Source organism: Paenibacillus thermoaerophilus (assembly GCF_005938195.1).
Classification (GTDB): Bacteria; Bacillota; Bacilli; order Paenibacillales; family Reconciliibacillaceae; genus Paenibacillus_W; species Paenibacillus_W thermoaerophilus.
In genome coordinates, this window is record NZ_VCQZ01000006.1 from 89,729 (window position 1) to 109,483 (window position 19,755).

Annotated in this window: 14 protein-coding genes; 3 read left to right on the top strand and 11 right to left on the bottom strand. The window is 59.5% G+C overall.

The features are described 5' to 3' along the window. Positions 1 to 50: 50 nt before the first annotated feature. From FE781_RS06290 to kduI, 3 genes are all read right to left on the bottom strand, one after another. Positions 51 to 1,781, bottom strand: a complete 1,731-nt coding sequence (locus FE781_RS06290; RefSeq protein WP_138788760.1) for a glycoside hydrolase family 13 protein — start codon at positions 1,779 to 1,781, stop codon at positions 51 to 53. 53 nt (positions 1,782 to 1,834) lie between these two features. After that, complete coding sequence (locus tag FE781_RS06295; RefSeq protein ID WP_138788761.1) at positions 1,835 to 2,260, bottom strand: PH domain-containing protein; 426 nt, start codon at positions 2,258 to 2,260, stop codon at positions 1,835 to 1,837. Positions 2,261 to 2,428: 168 nt separating this feature from the next. Next, complete coding sequence (gene kduI / locus FE781_RS06300) at positions 2,429 to 3,262, bottom strand: 5-dehydro-4-deoxy-D-glucuronate isomerase (RefSeq protein ID WP_138788762.1); 834 nt, start codon at positions 3,260 to 3,262, stop codon at positions 2,429 to 2,431. Between the two features lie 298 nt (positions 3,263 to 3,560). Here kduI and FE781_RS06305 point away from each other — a divergent pair, with 298 nt between their 5' ends. Then, a complete protein-coding gene (locus FE781_RS06305; protein ID WP_138788830.1) occupies positions 3,561 to 4,874 on the top strand; it encodes an aminotransferase class I/II-fold pyridoxal phosphate-dependent enzyme in 1,314 nt (437 codons plus the stop codon). A gap of 160 nt (positions 4,875 to 5,034) precedes the next feature. Then, complete coding sequence (locus FE781_RS06310) at positions 5,035 to 5,586, top strand: hypothetical protein (RefSeq protein WP_138788763.1); 552 nt, start codon at positions 5,035 to 5,037, stop codon at positions 5,584 to 5,586. 200 nt (positions 5,587 to 5,786) lie between these two features. On the opposite strand, the gene FE781_RS06315 is transcribed toward FE781_RS06310, so the two are convergent. The 6 genes from FE781_RS06315 to FE781_RS06340 all read right to left on the bottom strand — a co-directional run bounded on the left by FE781_RS06315 (position 5,787) and on the right by FE781_RS06340 (position 14,959). Further along, a complete protein-coding gene (locus FE781_RS06315) occupies positions 5,787 to 7,295 on the bottom strand; it encodes an extracellular solute-binding protein (protein ID WP_246068071.1) in 1,509 nt (502 codons plus the stop codon). 9 nt (positions 7,296 to 7,304) lie between these two features. Next, a complete protein-coding gene (locus FE781_RS06320; protein WP_138788764.1) occupies positions 7,305 to 9,611 on the bottom strand; it encodes a helix-turn-helix domain-containing protein in 2,307 nt (768 codons plus the stop codon). 198 nt (positions 9,612 to 9,809) lie between these two features. Further along, the gene (locus FE781_RS06325) at positions 9,810 to 11,339 is read right to left on the bottom strand and encodes an extracellular solute-binding protein (protein ID WP_379252304.1); all 1,530 of its coding nucleotides are present in this window, start codon (positions 11,337 to 11,339) and stop codon (positions 9,810 to 9,812) included. Between the two features lie 117 nt (positions 11,340 to 11,456). Continuing rightward, positions 11,457 to 12,338, bottom strand: a complete 882-nt coding sequence (locus FE781_RS06330) for a carbohydrate ABC transporter permease (RefSeq protein WP_138788765.1) — start codon at positions 12,336 to 12,338, stop codon at positions 11,457 to 11,459. Positions 12,339 to 12,356: 18 nt separating this feature from the next. Continuing rightward, positions 12,357 to 13,316: an ABC transporter permease gene (locus FE781_RS06335; RefSeq protein ID WP_138788766.1), complete on the bottom strand. Its 960-nt coding sequence runs from the start codon at positions 13,314 to 13,316 to the stop codon at positions 12,357 to 12,359. Between the two features lie 398 nt (positions 13,317 to 13,714). Then, entirely contained in the window at positions 13,715 to 14,959 is a 1,245-nt protein-coding gene (locus tag FE781_RS06340; protein WP_138788767.1) for an S-layer homology domain-containing protein, read from the bottom strand. Positions 14,960 to 15,237: 278 nt separating this feature from the next. Between FE781_RS06340 and FE781_RS06345 the strand changes: the two genes are divergently transcribed. Further along, on the top strand, positions 15,238 to 16,800 hold the full coding sequence (locus tag FE781_RS06345; protein WP_138788833.1) for an FAD-dependent oxidoreductase: 1,563 nt from the start codon (positions 15,238 to 15,240) through the stop codon (positions 16,798 to 16,800). 381 nt (positions 16,801 to 17,181) lie between these two features. Here the strand turns inward: FE781_RS06345 and FE781_RS06350 are convergent, their stop codons facing one another. Both FE781_RS06350 and FE781_RS06355 read right to left on the bottom strand, forming a co-directional pair. Continuing rightward, a complete protein-coding gene (locus tag FE781_RS06350; protein ID WP_138788768.1) occupies positions 17,182 to 18,171 on the bottom strand; it encodes an ABC transporter permease in 990 nt (329 codons plus the stop codon). Further along, positions 18,168 to 19,670, bottom strand: a complete 1,503-nt coding sequence (locus FE781_RS06355; protein WP_138788769.1) for a sugar ABC transporter ATP-binding protein — start codon at positions 19,668 to 19,670, stop codon at positions 18,168 to 18,170. The genes FE781_RS06350 and FE781_RS06355 overlap by 4 nt, the downstream gene beginning before the upstream one ends. Between the last annotated feature and the right edge of the window lie 85 nt (positions 19,671 to 19,755).

Sequence of the window (19,755 nt, forward strand, 5' to 3'; positions counted from 1 at the left end):
TTGCGGCAAACGGCGCATGCCCTCCTCGACGGAGAGCATGCGCCGTTTCGCTAGCTTCGATGCCGCAGCACTCTGGCCTCATAAGGCCGAAGCAGCCGCGGATTCATGTCCGGAGACGGCCGCCTGACGACATCGTCGCCGGAACCTGCCGATTCGTAATTGCCGATCGCCCAGCTCCAGCCGCCTTCGCTTCCGAGCGCGGCGCGCACCGGTTCGGGAAGCCATTCCGGATCGATCGGCGTCTCCCCGCCGGAGAAGTTGAGAACGATCAGCCACGTCTCGTCCTCATGCCTGCGCGTATACGCGTAGATCCGGTCATGCCATTCCAGCAGCGGCGAGAATCGCCCGTACACGAGCAGCGGATGCCGCTTGCGCAGCGCGATCAGTCGCCTGTAATAATGAAACACCGAATCCGGATCGGCCATCGCCGCCTGCGCGTTGATCTCCCGGTAATTGGGGTTCACTCCGATCCAGGGCGTTCCTGTCGTAAATCCCGCGTTCGCGTCGCCATTCCACTGCATCGGCGTGCGCGCGTTGTCCCGGCTCTTGGCATGAATCGCCTTCAGCAGCACTTCGGCCTCCCACCCCGACGCCAACCTCTCCCGGTACATGTTCAGCGTCTCGATGTCCCTGTAGGAATCGATTCCCGGAAAGGCCGCGTTGGTCATGCCCAGCTCCTCGCCCTGATAAATAAAAGGCGTACCCTGCAGCGTATGGTTCAAGGTGGCCAGCAGCTTGGCGGATACGGCCCGATAGGCCGGATCGTCGCTGCCGAATCTCGATACGGCCCGCGGCTGATCGTGATTGCACAGGTACAGGCTGTTCCAGCCGCAGCCCTCCAGCCCGAGCTGCCACTTGTTGAGGATACCCCTCAGTGCGGGCAGCGACCACGGCGCGACATCCCATTTGCCTCCGGGTCCGGAATCGATCTCCATAGGCTCGAACTGGAACACCATATCCAGCTCGCCGCGTTCGGGGGAGGTGTACAGCTTCGCTTCGTCCACCGACACGCCCGGCATCTCGCCGACCGTCAGCAGGTCGTACCGCGACAGCACGCGACGGTTCATTTCCTGCAAATATTCGTGAACGCGCGGACCGTTCACGAAATATCGTCCTCCCCATTCAAGCTCCCCGTCCCCCGCGTCCGGCAGCTCGGGATGCTTGGAGATAAAATTGATCACGTCCATGCGGAACCCGTCGATCCCTTTGTCCAGCCAAAACTGCATGATGCCGTAGACCGACTCCCTCACCTCGGGGTTGTCCCAGTTCAGGTCCGGCTGCTTGCGGGAAAACAGGTGGAGGTAATATTCGCCCGTCGCGCCGTCGTACGCCCAAGCCGAACCTCCGAACACCGAGGACCAATTGTTCGGGGGACGGCCGTCCGGCTTGCCGGGCCGCCAGATGTACCAATGCCGGTAGGGATTGTCCGGGGAGCGGCGGGACTCCCGAAACCATAAATGCTCGTCGGACGTGTGGTTGACGACGAGATCCATAATCAGCTTGATGCCGCGTGCGCGCAAGCCGGCCAGCACCGCTTCCCAATCGGCCATCGTTCCGAATTCGTCCATAATCTCGCAATAATGGCTGATATCGTACCCGTTGTCGTCGTTCGGAGACTTGTAGACCGGCGAGAGCCAGACGACGTCCACGCCCAGCTCCTGCAAATAATCCAGCTTCGACAGCAGCCCCTTCAAATCGCCGATCCCGTCTCCGTTCCCGTCCATAAAGCTGCGGGGATACACTTGATAGACGACCGCTTCTTTCCACCAGCGTCTGGCCACCGTCAGCCCCCGCTTTCGCTCTGTTCGCTATTCCCATTATTCCCCGGGCGGGGTCATTCAGACATCAGCAGGGCTTGAGGCTGAAATTGCCGGATGGCCTGCCGGAACGATTCCGGATCGTCCGGCGAGACGAGAATCGTCTTCCGATCCGGCCCGTTCCCGTACACAATCTCCAGACGATCGAGAGAGAGGGCCGGCGACGACAGCGGATGGCGGGCCGGACGGACGGAGACGACATCCGCGATCGGAATGCGCCACCGGAACGGTCCTCCCCGGACGATCAGGAACCGCTCCGATACGATATAATACGTGCCGAACCAAATCCAACTGACGAACAGCAGCGCCGCGATCATCATCAACAGCGCGGGCAGGGCGGCGCGGGATTGCGCGCTGGCGACGACGCTCGCCCCGAATCCGGCCAAAGCGGCCGCCCATATAATCGCCCCGATCCATACGTCTTTTTTCGATTCGAACCGCATGGCCAAAAGCAACCTCCTCCCTGTTTGTTCTGCACATGCGTTGACATCAGCATAACACAACCGGTTTTTGCGAAGCCAGAAGGCATGCGCAAGCAAACCCGCTCCGGCATAAAAAAGGCTTCCGCCGGACAAGAAAGTCCGGCGGAAGCCCGCGATAAGAACGTATGATTACCGCAAGTCTGTGGTGACAACCGGGTCCATATCGCCGTAGTCGATATTTTCGCCGCCCATGCCCCAGATGAAGGAATAGTTCGACGTGCCGACGCCGGAATGAATCGACCAGGTCGGCGAGATAACCGCCTGCTCGTTGCGCACGACGATATGGCGCGTTTCCGTCGGTTCGCCCATCATATGGAAGACAACCGCGTCGTCTTTCACGTTGAAGTACAGGTAAACCTCGGAGCGGCGGTTGTGCACGTGGCTCGGCATCGTGTTCCACATGTTGCCCGGCTTCAGCTCGGTCAGTCCCATGACAAGCTGGCAGCTTTGCGCGCCTTTGGCATGAATGTATTTGTAGATCGTCCGTTCGTTCGAGTTCTCGATGCTTCCCAGGTGAGTCGGCTCCGCTTGATCCGCGGTCACCTTGACCGTCGGATACGACGCATGCGCCGTTGTGGACAGCAGGTAGAAACGCGCCGGGTTCGCCGGGTCCGCGCTTTTGAACCATACCTCTTTGTTGCCTTTGCCGATGTACAGGCATTCTTTCGTATCCAGCTCGTAGTCGGTGCCGTCTACGGTTACGATCCCTTTCGGGCCGATGTTGAGCACGCCGATCTCGCGGCGCTCCAGGAAATAGTCCACGCCGATGACCTTTTTGTCCGTCGGCAGGAACAACGGCTCTTTCGTCGGTACGGCGCTGCCCACGATCAGACGGTCAACGTGCGTGTAGACGAGTTCGATTTTGCCCTCCTGGAACAGCGTATCGATCAGATACTCCTGACGCAGGCGCGCGGTATCCATCGTTTTGGTCTCGGCAGGGCTGGATTGAAAACGAATTTCCATGAGTGACTGGCTCCTCCTTATGACGCGCGTGCGGACCGGCATCGCCTGTCCCGCGCCGTATTCTCCCTTTATATTAATCTTTTTATTTAAACGTTTCAACCTATTTGGGCTGCTGTCGAAGGCGGACGCCGGCTCCGCCCTTCCAACCGCCGGAGAGCCGCAACCCGTCCGCCGTTTTGCCGCGCGAGACGCAGCCCCGCCAGCCTCCGTACGGCTCCCCGCAAGTAGCGGGAAACCGCCGTTCGTGATACAATCGGAGTTAACGTCAAAATCACGAATTATCGGAAGGATGGAACCCATGCACGACTTGGCCCGCAAGCTGAACGACACCCTCCAAAGCGAAAATCCGCGCGTATACGAGATGTTGTCCGAGCTCGGACGGCAGATATATTTCCCGAAGGAGGGCATCCTCAGCCAATCCGCTGAGGCAAAGGCAAAAGCCAAGAAATACAACGCCACGATCGGAATCGCGGTCGAAAACGGTCAGCCGATGCATCTGAAGGCGATCCAGGACACGTTGTCGGCCTACGACCCGAAGGATCTATACGAGTACGCCCCACCGGCCGGCAAGCCCGAGCTGCGCAACGTGTGGCGGGAAAAAATGATCGCCGAAACGCCGTCTCTCGCGGGCAAATCGTTCGGCGTACCGATCGCGACCAACGCGCTGACGCACGGCCTCAGCATCGTCTCCGATCTGTTCTGCGATCCGGGCGACCCCCTTATCATTCCGGACAAAAACTGGGAAAACTACGAGCTGACGTTCGGCGTCCGCCGCGGCGCGGAGATCGTGTATTATCCGCTGTATAACGAGAACCGGAAATTTAACGCGGAAGGGCTCAAGGAAGCTCTGCTCGCCCAGAAAGCCAAAGGCAAAGCGATCGTCATCCTCAACTTCCCGAACAACCCGACGGGGTACACGCCGGGCGTGGAAGAAGGGCGCGAGATCGTCGCCGCCATCAAGGAAGCGGCGGAAGCGGGGATCAACATCGTCGCGGTGACGGACGACGCGTACTACAGCCTGTTCTTCGAGGATTCGTTGACGGAATCGCTGTTCGGCGCCCTCGCCGATGTGCATCCGCGCGTGCTTGCGGTCAAAGTCGACGGCGCGACCAAGGAAGAGTACGTCTGGGGATTCCGCGTCGGCTTCATCACGTACGCCGATCCGTCCGAAGCCGTGCTGAACGCGCTGGAGCAAAAAACGCTCGGCATCATCCGGTCCACGATCTCCAGCGGGCCGCACCCGTCGCAGACGTTCGTGCTGCATGCGCTGAAGCATCCGGATTTCGAGGCGCAGAAGCGGGAAAAAGCGAAAATCATGAAAGGCCGCGCCAACCGCGTCAAGCAACTGCTGGACAGCGGCAAATACGACGATGCCTGGGACTACTATCCGTTTAACTCCGGCTACTTTATGTGCCTCAAGCTGAAGACGGTCGACGCGGAGAGCTTGCGCAAGCACCTGCTCGACCGTTACGGAATCGGCACGATTGCCCTCGGGGAGACCGATCTGCGCGTCGCGTTCTCCTGCATCGAGGAAGAAAACATCGCCGAGCTGTACGATCTGATCTACCAAGGCGTGCTCGACCTGCAGAAAGCAGCCTCCGTCCAATCCTGATATCTATATAAAATTGCGGGAACCCCCCCAAGCCGGAGCTTGGGGGGGTTCATTTATGCCGGTCCGCGCGGACGGCGGCCGGTCGAGGCATAATTTGGGGGAAGACGTGGCATCGTAACAAACAGGATAATGATTCCAGACGTTTCAAGGGGGTTCCGACATGCCCGACCAACCTGCCGGCCTGCTTCCGCCCTTCTGCCGCCCGATTCCCGTCCTTCTCGCGTGCGTCCTGACCGCCGGCTGCGCCGGAGCCGGCCCCGGCTCCCGCAGCTACTCCAATCCGTACCGGATCGAAGCCACGTCGGCCCCTGACACGCTCCGGGCCCAGTCGCTGCAAACGGCGGCCCCCGAACCGGAAGGGCATGAAGGCGACCCGCACTATGCGGCGCTCGACGCGGCGTCTTTCTTTTTCGAGTCTTGGCAATCCGGAGACGCGAAGCTGGTCGCCTCCACGGTCAGCCGCGAATACAGCGAATCGTTGGGCCTCAACCGGCGGACGCTGCTCGACCGGCTTGAATCCGCGATGGCGGTGCATGGAGAGCTTCAGTCGTTCGAGCTCGCCCACTTTTATGCCGAGAACGACTATCAGGCCCGCATCGGCTACCGGTTGACGTTCGTCCCCTCCTCGACTCCGGAAGCGGGCGAGCTGACGCTGGTCCGCGAGAACGGCGCCTGGCGCGTCGTGCCTCCCGCCGCTCTGCTGCCGCGCTAATCCCGCTAACGGCCGGAGCCGTTCATTTATCGAACGATCGGGCTTCGATAGGTCCGTCGCTCCCCCGCACGTCCGCCGGATCATCGCGGCGGAACATCAGCGTTTGGCCAAGCGGATGACGTTCCAGGACGCTTTCGGCAGCTCCGCAACCAACAAGACGCCGTCCAGGCGCGACTTGCCCCCGGCGCGCAGCTTCACCTTTATGGTTTGAAGCGGCGGGCGTAGTCCGCCTCGTATTCGACGATCATCCGCCGTCCGCCCGACTCCATCCATTTGCGGACTTCTTCTTCCCACCCGGCGTCGTCGATCTTGCCCATAATGTAACGCGTCTGGGCGTCCCAGATCTGCTCGTCCAGTTGCCGCCCGATCTCGGCATAAGTGGGGGAGTACAGCGACAGCGCCGGATTGTCGACGCGGCGCGCGTCGTTCTCCTTCACGATGCGTAAGCCTTTTTCCCCCAGCAGCGTATCCTTCAGCTTCGGAACGTTGTAGCCTTCGAGCTGCGGGAGATTGTCGCGGTACGGCTTCACCTCCCGCTGGAAGCGCGTGAAGTCGAGGAAGGCGGTGCTCCCGTCGCTTAGCCGCTCGAAATGCACTCCTTCGATCCCGCGAAGCAGCAGCGTCGCCATCTCCGGGTCCATCAGCTTGTCCAGGAACGCCAGCACCTGCTTCAGCTCTTCTTCGGTCTTCACGGACGACTTCGGGATCAGGTAAAAACCCAGATTGCCCGGTTCGCCGGCGACCCGCACGCCTTGCGGGCCTCTCAGCGGCTCCACGTCCACCACCGAAGCCGGCGCGATGTTCGACAGGCGGTCCTGCTGGCTTTTTCCGTTTTGCGCCGGGCCGATGCGCAGCGCGACCCGGCCGGCGTCGAATTCCTTCTCCGCGTCCACCTGATCGAATACCGCAAAATCCGGATTGATCAGCTTCTCCGCGTACAGCCTGCGGAACAGGCGCAGCACGTCCATATATTCCTTCGACATGAACTCCGGCGTAAAGCGTCCTTCGGAATCGACCGCCCATTTGTTCGGCCCGCCCAGGCTGACCGACAGCCTCGTCGTCAGCGCGTAGGGCCCTTCGCTGAACCTCTTGAACAGCATCAGGCCGTACGTGTCGTTTTTCCCGTTGCGGTCCGGATCGCCCAGCGTAAGCGCCTTAATCGTCTCGTACCATCCCTCGATCGAGTCGGGCACGCTCAACCCCAACGCGTCGAACCAGTCCTTGCGGTAGATGACCGCGGAACGCGCCATCTCCCGGAAGCTCGGGACGCCGTACCGCTTGCCGTTCACCGAGATGTTGTCATAATAAAGCGGGTCCTGCGCGGCCAGATTCGGGTAGTCCTGGAGATACGGTCCGATCTCCCAGAACATGCCGACCTTGATCGCGCCGATAACCGTCGGCGTGTACTCGACCCGCACCAGCTTGGGCATCTCCCCCGCGGCGATCATCAGATTGATCTTGTCGTCGTAAGCCGCCCGCGGAATCCACTGCACCTGCAGCTTCGTGCCCGTATAGTTCTCGATGGCGCGCTCGATCGCGTTGCCCTTGGGGGGAATATCGCCCTCTTGCCTCATCGCGATCGACATGACCGGCGCCTCCTGCTCTTCGTCCCGATCGATGTCCGAACCGCCGACCCAGGAGCAGCCGGCAGCGGACATCAGGAGCAGGCCGCCGGCCAACGCCGCCAATCCCTTCGTCATCCGCTTCATGCCCATCCCTCACTTTTGCTGGAACTGTTCGCGGTACTGCCCCGGCGTCATGCCGACGATGCGGCGGAACGTCCGGATAAAGGCGCTCGTATTCGTGTACCGGAGCCGTTCGGCGATTTCCGACACTTTGTCGTTTGTCGTTTCGAGCAGTTGCTTGGCGATGGTCATGCGGTATTCGACCAAATAATCGACGAAGTTGACCCCGGTCTCCTTCTTGAATACCCGGCTCAAATAAACCGGATGGAAATTCAACAGCGACGCGCACATCTCCAGCGACAAATCTTCCTGATAGCGCTCGTGGATGATCTTCACCATCTGGTTGGCGATATCGACGTACTGCGATTCCGATTGCCGCGCCAGGAAGGCGAACAGCGGATCGAACAGCTCCTGCTTGAACCAACGGACGATCGCGTCGAGCGTCGTCAGCTTCATAAACGCCTCGACGGTCGCTCCTTCGCCAAGCGCCTTCTGCACCGTGCTGCCCTGCTCGTGGACAAGCTGGTACATTTTCGCGACCAATTGAAGCATGAGCACCGGATATTCGTTGAAATGCACGTCCCGTTCGACGATCGCGGCGATATATTCGCCGAACAACGCGTCCGCTTTCTCGCGGTCGCCCTGCTTGACGACCTGGACGAGCTGATCCTCGAGAAACTTCAACTGCGCGTAAATGGCCGCTTTCAGCTCTTGGCCGCCTTCGATGTCTTCGGCGTGAATAATCAGGTCGTTGCCGAGGCTGATCCGGCCCTTTAGCGCTTCCAGGCTTTCGTGATACGCTTTCATCGCGTCGCCGATCCGCTCGAACGGACGGCTGATCCCGACGCTGACCTTTAGCTGCAGATACTCGTACACCTTCGTCTTGATCGAGCCCGCCAGCTCGTGCAGCTCCTGCTTCAAGGCGGCGGGGTCTTCCGTCTCCGAGACGACAAGCGTCACCTGGGAATGGTTATGCACGACGGGGGTAAAACGCCGCTCCGCCGGAATCAGCTCGCCGACCATGTTATTGATCGCGAACAGCAGCAGCTCCCGGTCGTGCTCGCCGTACCGCGTGCCCTGCAGCGTGTCGATCTGAAGCGTCAGCACGGCCAAGCGCTTCCACTCCGTGGGCAGGCCGTACATGGAAGAACGGAACGCGTAATCGCTTTCGGACAGTTGTCCCGAGAACAGCTTCAGCACAAAATACTCCTTCAAATGCGAATACTGGCCCCGAAGCTGCTGCTGAAGCTGCTGCCCCTTGCTGGACAACTGCCGCAGCCTTTCCTCGATCCACACGAACTCGTCCCGGCTGCCCGAAGAACGGCCTTCACCCGCTCCCGCCGGGTCCGGCTCGATCTCCCGGGTGAACTCGAACAGACGGCGGACCGGGGAGTAAATGCGCCGGCTTCCGTAAAAACCTAATCCCGCGACGGCCAGCAGCAGCACGAGACAAGCGACAAACGTAATCCAGGCGATGTTGCGGGACTGCTTCGTGATCTCGCTGATGGAGACAACCGATGCGTATACCCAGTTGTTGTAGTCCGAGACGCGGTACGTAACAAGAGCGTTCCCGCCGGCCAGAGTCGTCTCGAAGGAACCGGCGCGCCGCTTGTTCTGCTGGCTCGCCTCGAAAATTTCCCGAGCGACAAGGCTCCGTTCCGGGTCATCCGGCTTATCCGAGAGGAAGTCGTTTCCTTTCTCGTCAAGCACCATCATCTCGCCAAAATCGCTGTTTTCCGCAAGCAACTGCTTGATCTCGCCTTCCGGCAGTTCGGTGACGAGCAGCCCTTGCGGGCGTTCGGCCTGGACGAACGGAATTTTCAGCACCATGCGGATCACCCGCTTCGGCTGCTGCTCGGGGTCCGCCGATTCGTCGGCAACGCCGGGCGTGATCCAGTTCAGGCTGTTCGGAAGCTTGGCGTAGCCAGTCAGCGTATCGCGGTTGGACAAGGCGTTAAACGGCTGGAACGACCGGAAGTTGATCGACCAGTCGTTATCCAGGCTGATCAGGTACGCCTCGCTGATGCTGCCGAACGTCTGCATGCTGTACAGCCCCTGAGACAAATCGCGCACTTGCTGGTAATCGTCGGGAGTGAGGCTCTGCGTAATCGCTTTCGTTGCCAGCGGCGAGCTGGCGTATTGCACGGCGGAAAGCTCCAGCGTTCGCATCACTTGTTCGACCCGCATCTGCGTTTGAAGCAGGATTTGTTCGTTGCCTTGCTTGACCTTTTCCTCTATATCGCCCGAAGCGATGAAATAGGAAATGACGCCGATAAAAACAACCGGCACCGCTCCCAGCAAAATACTAAAGCTGAGTAACCGGAATAAAAATTTCGACATGGACGCGCCCCCCCAGTTGCGATTTGTCTATTCCTATTATCACACACCAGCGGACCGCATGGAACCTCCTTATCCTATCATCCGGCATAAGTCCGTTACAAGCCATAGACCGTTTTCAACTTTTGCCGCGAAAGCCCAACAAAAAAAGCCCCGCCCCCGAAAGGGCGAGGCTTCTGATGGAGAGCGGTTTCCGCGGAATCAGGATTTGGATTTCGCGTATGCGGCGTTGATTTCCTCGATGATTTTGTCGCCGCCGTTTTTCTTCCATTTTTCGACTTCCGCCTGGAAGCCGGCTTCGTCGATATTTCCCATAATGAACTTGATTGTCGCGTCGTCGATGATTTTTTTCAGCTCCGTGCCGCGAGTCGTAAACGTCGGCGAATCGAGCGCTTCTGCCGGGTTGGCGACAACCATCTTGGCGTTGTCGATCGTCAGCGCTTCATATTTCTCGCGCAGAGGATCGTTGGCGACTTTCAGATTGGTGAGGTCGAGACCGATGATCGAATCGAGCGGACGAACTTCCTGCTCGCGCGCGTCTTTCGCCTCGGGGATCTCTTCGTATTTGCCGTCGCCCAGCAATTTGTAGTGAACGCCTTCGATGCCCACTTTCAGCAGGTTGAACACTTCGACCGTGTTCATTTTGTCCAGCACGCCCAAAATTTGCTTCAGCTCGGCCTCCGTCTTGACGGCCGTTTTCGGAATGACGAAGATGCCGTTGTGGCCCGCTTGCGCCCATACCCGTTCTTTGCCGTCCGGACCGGCCAGCCGGTTGAAAATGTCGATTTTGACGTTCGGATTCACTTTGACGCTGTCGTTGTACAAGTTTTTGCCGTCGACCATGTTGCCGACGTAGACGCCCGCCTGGCCTTTGGAGAATTTCTCCCATTGCTGCGTTTTGCTCGTGACGGCGAAGTCGTCGTTCATCAGCTTTTCCTTGTACAGCTTGTTGAAGAACTTCATCGTTTCCACGTATTGCGGGAAGGTGAATTCCGGCATCAGCTTGCCGTCCACTTCTCCCCATTCGTTCGGCGTGCCCATATAGGAGGCGATCGTCTTGAAAGCGCCGAACTTCAGGTCGTTCCGCTCCGTCAGTCCGAACGTGTCGTTTTTGCCGTTTTTGTCCGGATCGTTCAGCGTGAACGCTTTCAGAACCTGGTACAATTCGTCGATGTTTTTCGGCTGCTTCAAGCCGAGGTTATCCAGCCAGTCCTGACGGATGACGATGCCTTGGCGCGACAGCGGGCGCTCGCGGGGAATGCCGTAAATTTTCCCGTCGATTTTGATGTTGTTCAGCGTCGTCTCGTTGATTTTGCTCAGGTTCGGGTAATCTTTCAGCAGCGGCCCGATCTCCCAGAACATTCCCGCTTTCGCCGCGTTTTGGAACGACGACATTTTAATGTCCTGCACCGTAACGATTTTCGTCAGCGTGTTGGAGGCGATCGCGGTGTTCAGTTTGTCTTCCTTCACCGCGTCCGGCACCCAGGTGATGTCGAGCTTCGCGCCGACTTTTTCCTCGACGAGTTTCAGGACGGTGTCCTTCGGCACGGACTGCGTATACAGCGGCGTCGTCCAAGTGATATGAACCGGTCCGGATTGTCCGGCCCCCGCGCTCGGAGAAGCGCTCGCCCCGCTGGAATCGTCTTTACCGCCGCAAGCGGCGGCCACCAAGGATACGGAAGCAAGTACCGCTACGCTGGACAGCCATTTCTTCTTCGCCATTTTGTTCATGCTAGACCCTCCAGTTTATAAAGGATTGGGGAATGCTAGTGTATAGTCACCCGCCCTTGCGGGCGGGAGCCTACCGTAGAATAATCCCGCGCGGGCCCCGGAAGGGGAGCCGGCGCGTCAGCCTTTGATCGAGCCGAGCAACGCGCCCTTGGCGAAATGCTTCTGCAGGAACGGATAGACGAGCAATATCGGCAGCGTGGCGACAACAACGACGGCCATCTTGATCGTATTCTCCGGAGGCGGGACGAAGTCTCCGCCCAGCTCCGAGGTGTCCGCCTGCAGGCCGCTGGAGACGATGACGATCTGGCGCAGCAGCACCTGAATCGGCCACTTCTCCGAATCGTTGATGTAGAGCACCGCCTGCTGGAACATGTTCCAGTAGGACACCGCATAGAACAGCGAAATGGTGGCGATTGCCGGCATGGACAGCGGCAGCACGATCCGGAACAGGATGCCGAAGTCGTTGCAACCGTCGATTTTTGCCGATTCCTCCAGGCCGTCCGGTATGTTCTGGAAGAAGTTGCGGAGGATGATCAGGTTAAACGCGCTGATCGCGGTCGGCAGAATCATCGCCGCATACGTGTCGAGCAATCCAAGCGACTTGACGACGATAAACGTCGGAATCATGCCGCCGTTGAACATCATCGTGAACACGACGAGGAACATCAGCGTGCGGCGGCCGTCCAGATCCTTGCGGGACAGACCGTACGCCATCATCGAGGTCAGCGTCATGCTGACGGCCGTTCCGACGACCGTGATGCCGATCGACACCATCAGCGCCCGGAATATCGTGTCCGTCGAGAAAATAAACCGGTAAGCGTCGAGAGAAAACTTCGTCGGGAACAGGATAAAGTTCTTCTGCAGCATCTCTTCCACGGTCGCGAACGATCCCGCGATCACATGGACAAACGGCAGAAACGTAATCAGGGCAAACAGAGTCAAGCTGCTGTAAATAAACACATCGAGCAGGCGGCTGCCGAGCGTTTTGTCATGTACCATCCCACACCCGCTCCTTTCTCAATAAATGCCTTCTTCGCCGTAACGCTTGGCGAGTTTGTTCGCGAAGACGATCATGACGAGACCGACGGCCGCTTTGAAAAATCCGACGGCGGCGCTATAGCTGAATTGCCCTTGCCGCAAGCCGGCCGTGTAAACGTACGTGTCGAAAATTTCCGCGACTTCGCGGTTCGCGCCGTTCAGCATCAGGAAGATGTGGTCGAAGCCCAGCTCCAAAATGTCGCCGACCTTCAGGATCAGAAGCACGATAATCGTGCTGCGGATCGCCGGCAGCGTCACGTGCCAGAGCTGGCGGAACCGGCCGGCGCCGTCCATGCGGGCAGCTTCGTACAGTTGCACATCGACCGCCGCGATCGCCGCGAGGTAGATGATCGTACCCCATCCCGCTTCGCGCCAGATGACCTGCATCACATAAAGCGGGCGAAACCAGGCTTCTTCGGTCAGGAAGCTGATCTTCTGGAAGCCCATGGACGCGAGCCACTCGTTGATCAGGCCGCCCTGCGTCGTGAACATGACGTAAGTCAAGGAAACGATAATCGCCCACGACATGAAGTGCGGGATGTAAATAAGCGTCTGCACCGTGCGCTGGAAAAACTTCACCCGCACCTCGTTGAGCATCAGCGCCAGAATAATCGGCACCGGGAAGTAAAACACGAGGTTCAGAATAAACAGCGTGATCGTATTCCGGAACAGCATCCAGAAGGTCGGTTCGTTGAAAAGCCGCTCGAAATGCTCGAAGCCGACCCACTCGCTGCCGCGAATGCCGAGGAACGGCTGGTAATTTTGGAATGCGATGACGAGCCCCCACATCGGCAAGTATTTGAAGATGAGGAAATAAATCAGCCCCGGCAGAATCATGAGATACATCAGCTTGTTTTTGTTCAGCCGGGCCCAGAGGGAACGGTTCGCCCGTGGGCGCGCTTCCGGCCGCGCGGCCGTCTGCGTAACCGAGGTGTTCATGGCGGCGTCTCCTTTCGCGAGTTTGCTGCACTTGTTGCCGTTATCTTTACCTTACTTTCGGCATGCGTTGCACGTCTATCCGCAAAATTCAATTTGATGCAGAACGGCGCGCCTATGCGGGCGAAGTTAAGATCGGCGCATGCGATGAACGGGGGAGGACGGGGATGTGCGGCACTCGGCAAAACGTCCGAAATTCCGCCTGATTCGGGCAACTTTCGCCTGGTTGAATTCTGCACATCGGCGGCAATTTCATGACAAATTTCGACTTGGCGCGAAAATAAAAAAGCCCCCCTCCGCCAAAGCGGAGGGGGATGATGGGAATAACATGACAAGGGTCCGGGTCCAATCGCAATCCAACCTTGAGAAACCTTCTTGCGTCAAAACATGAGACGGGCGGCTTACTTGATCACAATTTTGTTGACCGTGTTGCCGACTCCGGACAATTCAACCGTTTTGCCCGCTTGCAACCGGGAAACGTCGCCCACCAGCGTGACGTTATCGGCTACGGGATATACGATCGCGGTGGTTTGATTCGTCTGCGCGTTGTGGACGGCAGCCGTAATCGTCGCAAGACGGCCTTGCGTGTTCAACGTGGTCGACAGCAGCGTGCCGCTGACGGTGAACGCTTGCGGCGGCAGCGTGCCGGTGCCGGTCACTTCGATGAAAATGACAAGATTGTTGTAATGGCGGACTTTCACAGCGTCGCCCGGCTGCAGTTGATCCAGCGAGATGCGCACGCCGTTTTTGAACACGAACGCGTTCGGATCGACGTTCAGATTCAGCGTCTGGCCGTTTTTCTGCAGCGTCAGCGTGTTATTGTACACGGCTGCGGTTACTGTGCCTTTGATCGTATCTTTCGATTCCGGCATTTCATTTTCCGTCCGGTCCAGCAGAGCGGCCAGTTCGGCACGGGTAACGGTTTTGTTCGGGCGGAACGTGTTGTCCTCGTAACCGTCGATCAGACCTTTCTCCACCGCTACGGCTACGTAGCCGACTGCACCGGCCGGAATGTCCTTCGCGTCTCTGAACGGCAGCTTCGTGCCCATTTTCGCTTTGGCTTCGTCCGTCAGCTTCAGCGCTTTAACGAGCAGCATCGTCGCCCACAGACGGTCGGCCGGCTTCTCCGGCTCCACCATCGTTTCCGTCTCCAGGAACAGGTCGTTCTCCAGCGCGACTTGGACGTAGCCAACCGCCCAGCCGTATTTTTTCTCTACTTTCTCGGCGTCCTTGAAGTTCAGATCGGCGTTCATTTTGGCTTGGGCTTGCTCTTCCAGACCCATCAGGCGGACCGCAGCGGTAATCGCTTCGATGCGCGAGATCGGTTTGCGAGGCTGGAACGTGCCGTCTTCATAACCTTGGAATACGCCTTTGGCCGCCAGACTGGCGATGTAGCGGAGCGCCCACTCCACGTCCGCGCCTTTGACATCGTCGAATTCCAGCTTGATGTTGATGGTTTTCTTGCCGAAGTTATTGAATTTGTTGTCATGGCCGAACTTGTCGTTGTTCCATTGCCAGGATTGAGCCGGCTTCCAGCGGTCGTCGTCCTTGTCCTTTCCTTTCGCGAACGCGGAGGTTGCCCCGCCGGCGGTCATCGCGACGGCGAGACCGGTTACCAGAAAACGTTTTGCCCATGCGGATTTCATCTCATCAATCACTCCTCAAGTTAGTAGTCAGGCGCCTCTGATACATACCTTTCGCCCGCAAGCATATTTTTCCGGGGGTCGCCCCAAAAAACTCGCAAAAATAATCTCCCATTCCTTTCCGCGGCTGATATAATAGAAACGGATTTCCAACGATCGGCCAATTGAACCAAAGGAGACAGCGAATTTTGAACGTTTTGAAATCATTATCTTCCACCGTATCCGACCGCGGACGGCTGCGGGGCTTAAGAGCCTGTGCCGCCTCCGCGCTGCTCGCGATTATGCTGCTGCTGGCGGGATGCGCCGACGAGTCGGCCGAGACCGCCGCAACTCCCGTTCCGCCGCCGTCCGCTCCGGCCTCGTCCGCGGCTCCCGCCGGCACGGCCGGCCCGTCTGCCTCGCAGACGCCTGCTCAGTCGGCCCAGGCCGAATCATACGATGTCGTGCTTATCGGCAGCGAGCTGGAAGGGCTGTATCTCGCCCGGGCGGCCGCCGACGAGGGCTTGCGCGTGAAAATTCTCGATCCGATGCCCCGCGTCGGCGGCCAGGTGCTGCTCGGCGAGATGCTGTTCCTCGACGACGTGAAGGACGACAGCGGCAAGTCGCTGACGCAAGGCCGCGTGAAGGAGCTGTTCGACGGCTTCAAGAGCGGCAAAATCCGCAAGCTGCCGGAATACGAGGCGTATTTCGCCAAGCTGATGCAAGGGCTGCCCGTCGAATCCGGCGTGACGATCCTGGGCGTCCGCGAGGTCCCCGGCATCCCGGGGCAAACCGCCGTCGCGGAGCTGGAGTATAAAACGTCGGCCGGCGAAACCCGCGCGATCCGCGCCGGCTACTGGGTCGAGAATACGGACAACGCCTCGCTCGTATCGAAGCTCAAGGCGACGCGCATGCCGGGCCTCGAAGCTTTCTACGGCCAATCGAACATCGAGTACATGAGCGCGGGTTATATGATGAAGTTCAAAAATGTCGATTGGAAGAAGTTCCAAACCCATTTCAACAGCATGACCGCCGAAGAGCGCAGCGCCAAATACGGCCCTGGTTGGGTCGACGGCAGCTACGCGATCAATTTGTCGGGGATGACGAAGAGGTACAAGCCCTCCAACGACCGGGTGTTCATGCGCGGACTGAACGCGATCAACCAGCGCGACGGCGAGGTGCTGATCAACGCGCTGCTCATCTATACGGTAGACCCGGCCGATCCGAAGTCCGTCGCCGAAGCGATCGAGCTCGGCCAAAAGGAAATACCGGCCATCCTGGAGCATTTCCGCCGCAACATCGTCGGCTGGGAACACGCGGAGATCAACGGCTACCCGTCGTATTTGTACATACGCGAATACAACCACTACGAGACCGATTACGTGCTGAAGCCGTCGGACCTGCTCGGAGCCAAAATGTTCTGGGATAACGTCAGCATCGCCGGGTATGCCCTCGATCTCCAGGGCACCAGCGCCAACAAATGGGGGATCGAGATGGGGCGTCCGGACAAATACGGGATGCCGCTGCGCAGCTTTTTGCTGAAGAACTACGAGAACGTCATCATGGCCGGGAAAAATGTCGGCGCGTCCGCCATCGCCTACGGCAGCGCCCGCATCCAGCCGAACACGAGCCTGGCGGCGGAATCGATCGGGGTCATTCTCGGACAGATTCACGGCAAGAAAAAGCTGAAGGAATTGACGGAGGCCGACATGCCTGCGCTGCATCAGACGCTGGAGCAAAAATACAAGATTAAACTGACGGGCGTCAAAGGCGCGTCGCGCCTCGTCGGCTGGACGGCGGACGAGATCGCCAAGCTGGATACGGGCGAAATCGTCTACGCGCAGTATAAGAATAAGAAGAAATAGCAACCGGAGGAGAATCGCCGGCGCTCGTCGAGACGAAGGGGAGCCGCTCAGTGCGCGGCCCGTACGCCGGTGCGCGCAACAGATCGGGAGCGGCCCCTACGCCTATCCGCAAGGACCGGTGCACGGGCCGCTTCCTTATTCGCCCCGCCCGACGGGGCTGTCCAGCGAAATCGGCAGGTTCGCGCCCCAGCGGCTCCAACGGTCCCAACCGCTCCGATGGGCTCACGGCGGCTACCCGAAGGCCCCACCCGATCTTCATCGCATGGCAAAGGAGCCTCCGCCGGCTCCCTCTGCCTGCCGAACATGCCAAAAAACCCGCAGACACGGCTCCCTTCCGGGGCAGCCGCACCTGCGGGTTTTCTCGTTTGCGATGCGATCAACTTAACGAAGCCGGGACGACCGGATATGCATAAACGTCGCCGCCAGCGCAAGCACCAGCACCGTGCCTTTGACGATGTCGAAGGCGTAATACGGCACGTTCAGCATCGTCAAGCCGTTCAACAGCACGCCGATCAGCACCGCGCCGAAAAACGTGCCGATGACGTTCGGCTTGCCCGCTCCCATAACCGAAAAGCCGACGAACACGGCCGCGACCGATTCCATCAGCAGCGGAGCGCCGGCGTCCACTTGGCCGGAGCCGATACGCGCGGCGAACAAAATGCCGCCGATCGCGGCGAACAAGCCGGAGACCGCATAGGCGAACACGCGCACCCGGTTGACGGGGATGCCCGACAGACGGGCCGCCTCCCGGTTGCCGCCGGTAATATACATTTGACGGCCCCAGCGCGTATATTTCAGGAATACGTGCACGAGAACAACCGCCACGATCATCAGGATGACCGGGACCGGCACGCCGAACAGCTTGCCTTGGCCGATCCAGAGGAACGATTCCGAAAATTTGCCGGGCGCTTTGGTTCCGTCCGTCATCTGCATGTTGTTGTAGATCGAGAATCCCTTCGTATACGTCTTGTGAATGCCGCCGATCACGTACATCGTCGCAAGCGTCGCCAGCAGGTCCGGAATGCGCACCTTCACAATAAGAAACGCGTTGAGCAGACCGATCAAAATCCCGATCGCCAGCGGCACGGTCAGCACGACGATCAGCGGCATCTCGTACCAAACCATCATCGTCGCGGCAACAACGGTCGTCATGGACACGGTCGAACCGACCGACAGGTCGAAGCCGTCCACAATCTGCGAGAACGTCACGCCGATGGCGACAAACGCCACAATCGAAATGGACCGCAGGATGTCCGATATATTGTCATAAGTCAAAAAGTTCGGATTCACCGCCGAAAAAAACACGACGACAAGCGCGATGACCGACAGAGCCCCATACGTATACGTCCAGTCCAACAGTTTCGACTTCATGCTCCCTCTCCTTCACCGGCGCTTGCGTAATACAGGATGTTCTCCGCCGTCGCGTCCGCGCCGTCCAGCACGCGCACGATTCGTCCGTAGCTCATGACCGCAACCCGATCCGCCACCCGCAAAATTTCGTCGATCTCGCAGGAAAAATACACCACGCATTTGCCCTGGTCCGCCATCTCGCGCACCGCGCGGAAGATCTCCGCCTTGGCCCCGACATCGACGCCTTTGGTCGGTTCGTCGAACAGGTACAGCTCCGATTCGAGCGGCAGCCATTTGCCGATGGCGACCTTTTGCTGATTGCCGCCGCTCAGCCATTTGACTTTGCGGCCCGGGTCGTTCGGCACGATGCCCAGCTTGGCGATAATACCGTTCGCCAGTTCGCGCGATTTCCCTCGGTTCAACCAGCCGAAGGCTCCCCCCAGCCGCTTCAACGACGGCAGCGTCAGGTTCGTCTCGACGGATTCCTCGACGAGCACGCCTTGCGCCCGGCGCTCCTCCGGAACAAGCGCGATGCCGGCCTTGACCGCCTGGCGGGGGCTGTCCAGCCGCAGCTCGCTTCCTTCCCACACGATGGTTCCTCCGTCGGGCTTGTCCGCGCCGAACAGCAACCGGGACAGCTCCGTCTTGCCCGCGCCGACCAATCCGGCGACGCCGAGCACCTCGCCGCGGCGAACCTCCAGGTCGACGCCTTTGACCTTCGTGCCGGCGCGAAGCCCGCGCACCTCCAGCGCCACCTCGCCCGTCCGGCGGCGGGCTTGCCGGGACTCGTCCTCCAGCGATCGACCGAGCATGTGCCGCACGACTTCACCGGGGCTGCTGTCGGCGGTAGCCCATGTGCCGACCACGCTTCCGTCGCGCAGCACCGTCAACCGGTCGCACAGTTCGAACACTTCGGGCAGCCGGTGCGAGATAAAGACGCTCGCCACCCCCTCGCGGGCCAGGCTGCGCACGATACCGAACAGCCGCTTCGTCTCCGTGTCGCTCAGCGGAGCGGTCGGCTCGTCCAGCACGAGAAGAGACACCCGCCGCGACAGCCCGCGCGCAATCAGAAGAAGCTGCTTCTGCGAGATGCTGAGCTGCCCCGCCTTCATGGACGGATCGACGTCGAGCCCGACGCGGGACAACAGCGGCTTCGCTTCCGCCTCCAGCGACCGCCAGTTCACAAGCGCGCCGCCGAACGCGAACCGGTCCAGCCATACGTTCTCCGCCACCGACAAGGACGGGACGATCGCCGTGTCGACTTCCTGGTAGACGCAATGAATGCCCGCAGCCATCGCATCGGTCGGGCTGCGGAACGTCACTTCGCGCCCGCCGATCGTTATCGTCCCGCCGTCCGAGCTGTACGCCCCGCTTAATATTTTCATCAGCGTGCTTTTCCCGGCCCCGTTGGCGCCGAGCAGCGCATGAATCTCGCCGCCGCGCACGCTGAAGTCGACGCCTTTGAGCGCCTGCACGCCGGAGAACGTCTTGACGATGCCCTTCATCTGCAATACGTCCATCTCCGGCCTCCTCTCCCGATTTGATCTCGTAACAGCGGAAAAAGAGGCCACCGGCCAAGCCCGATGGTCCCTTCTTCCCGTTCAC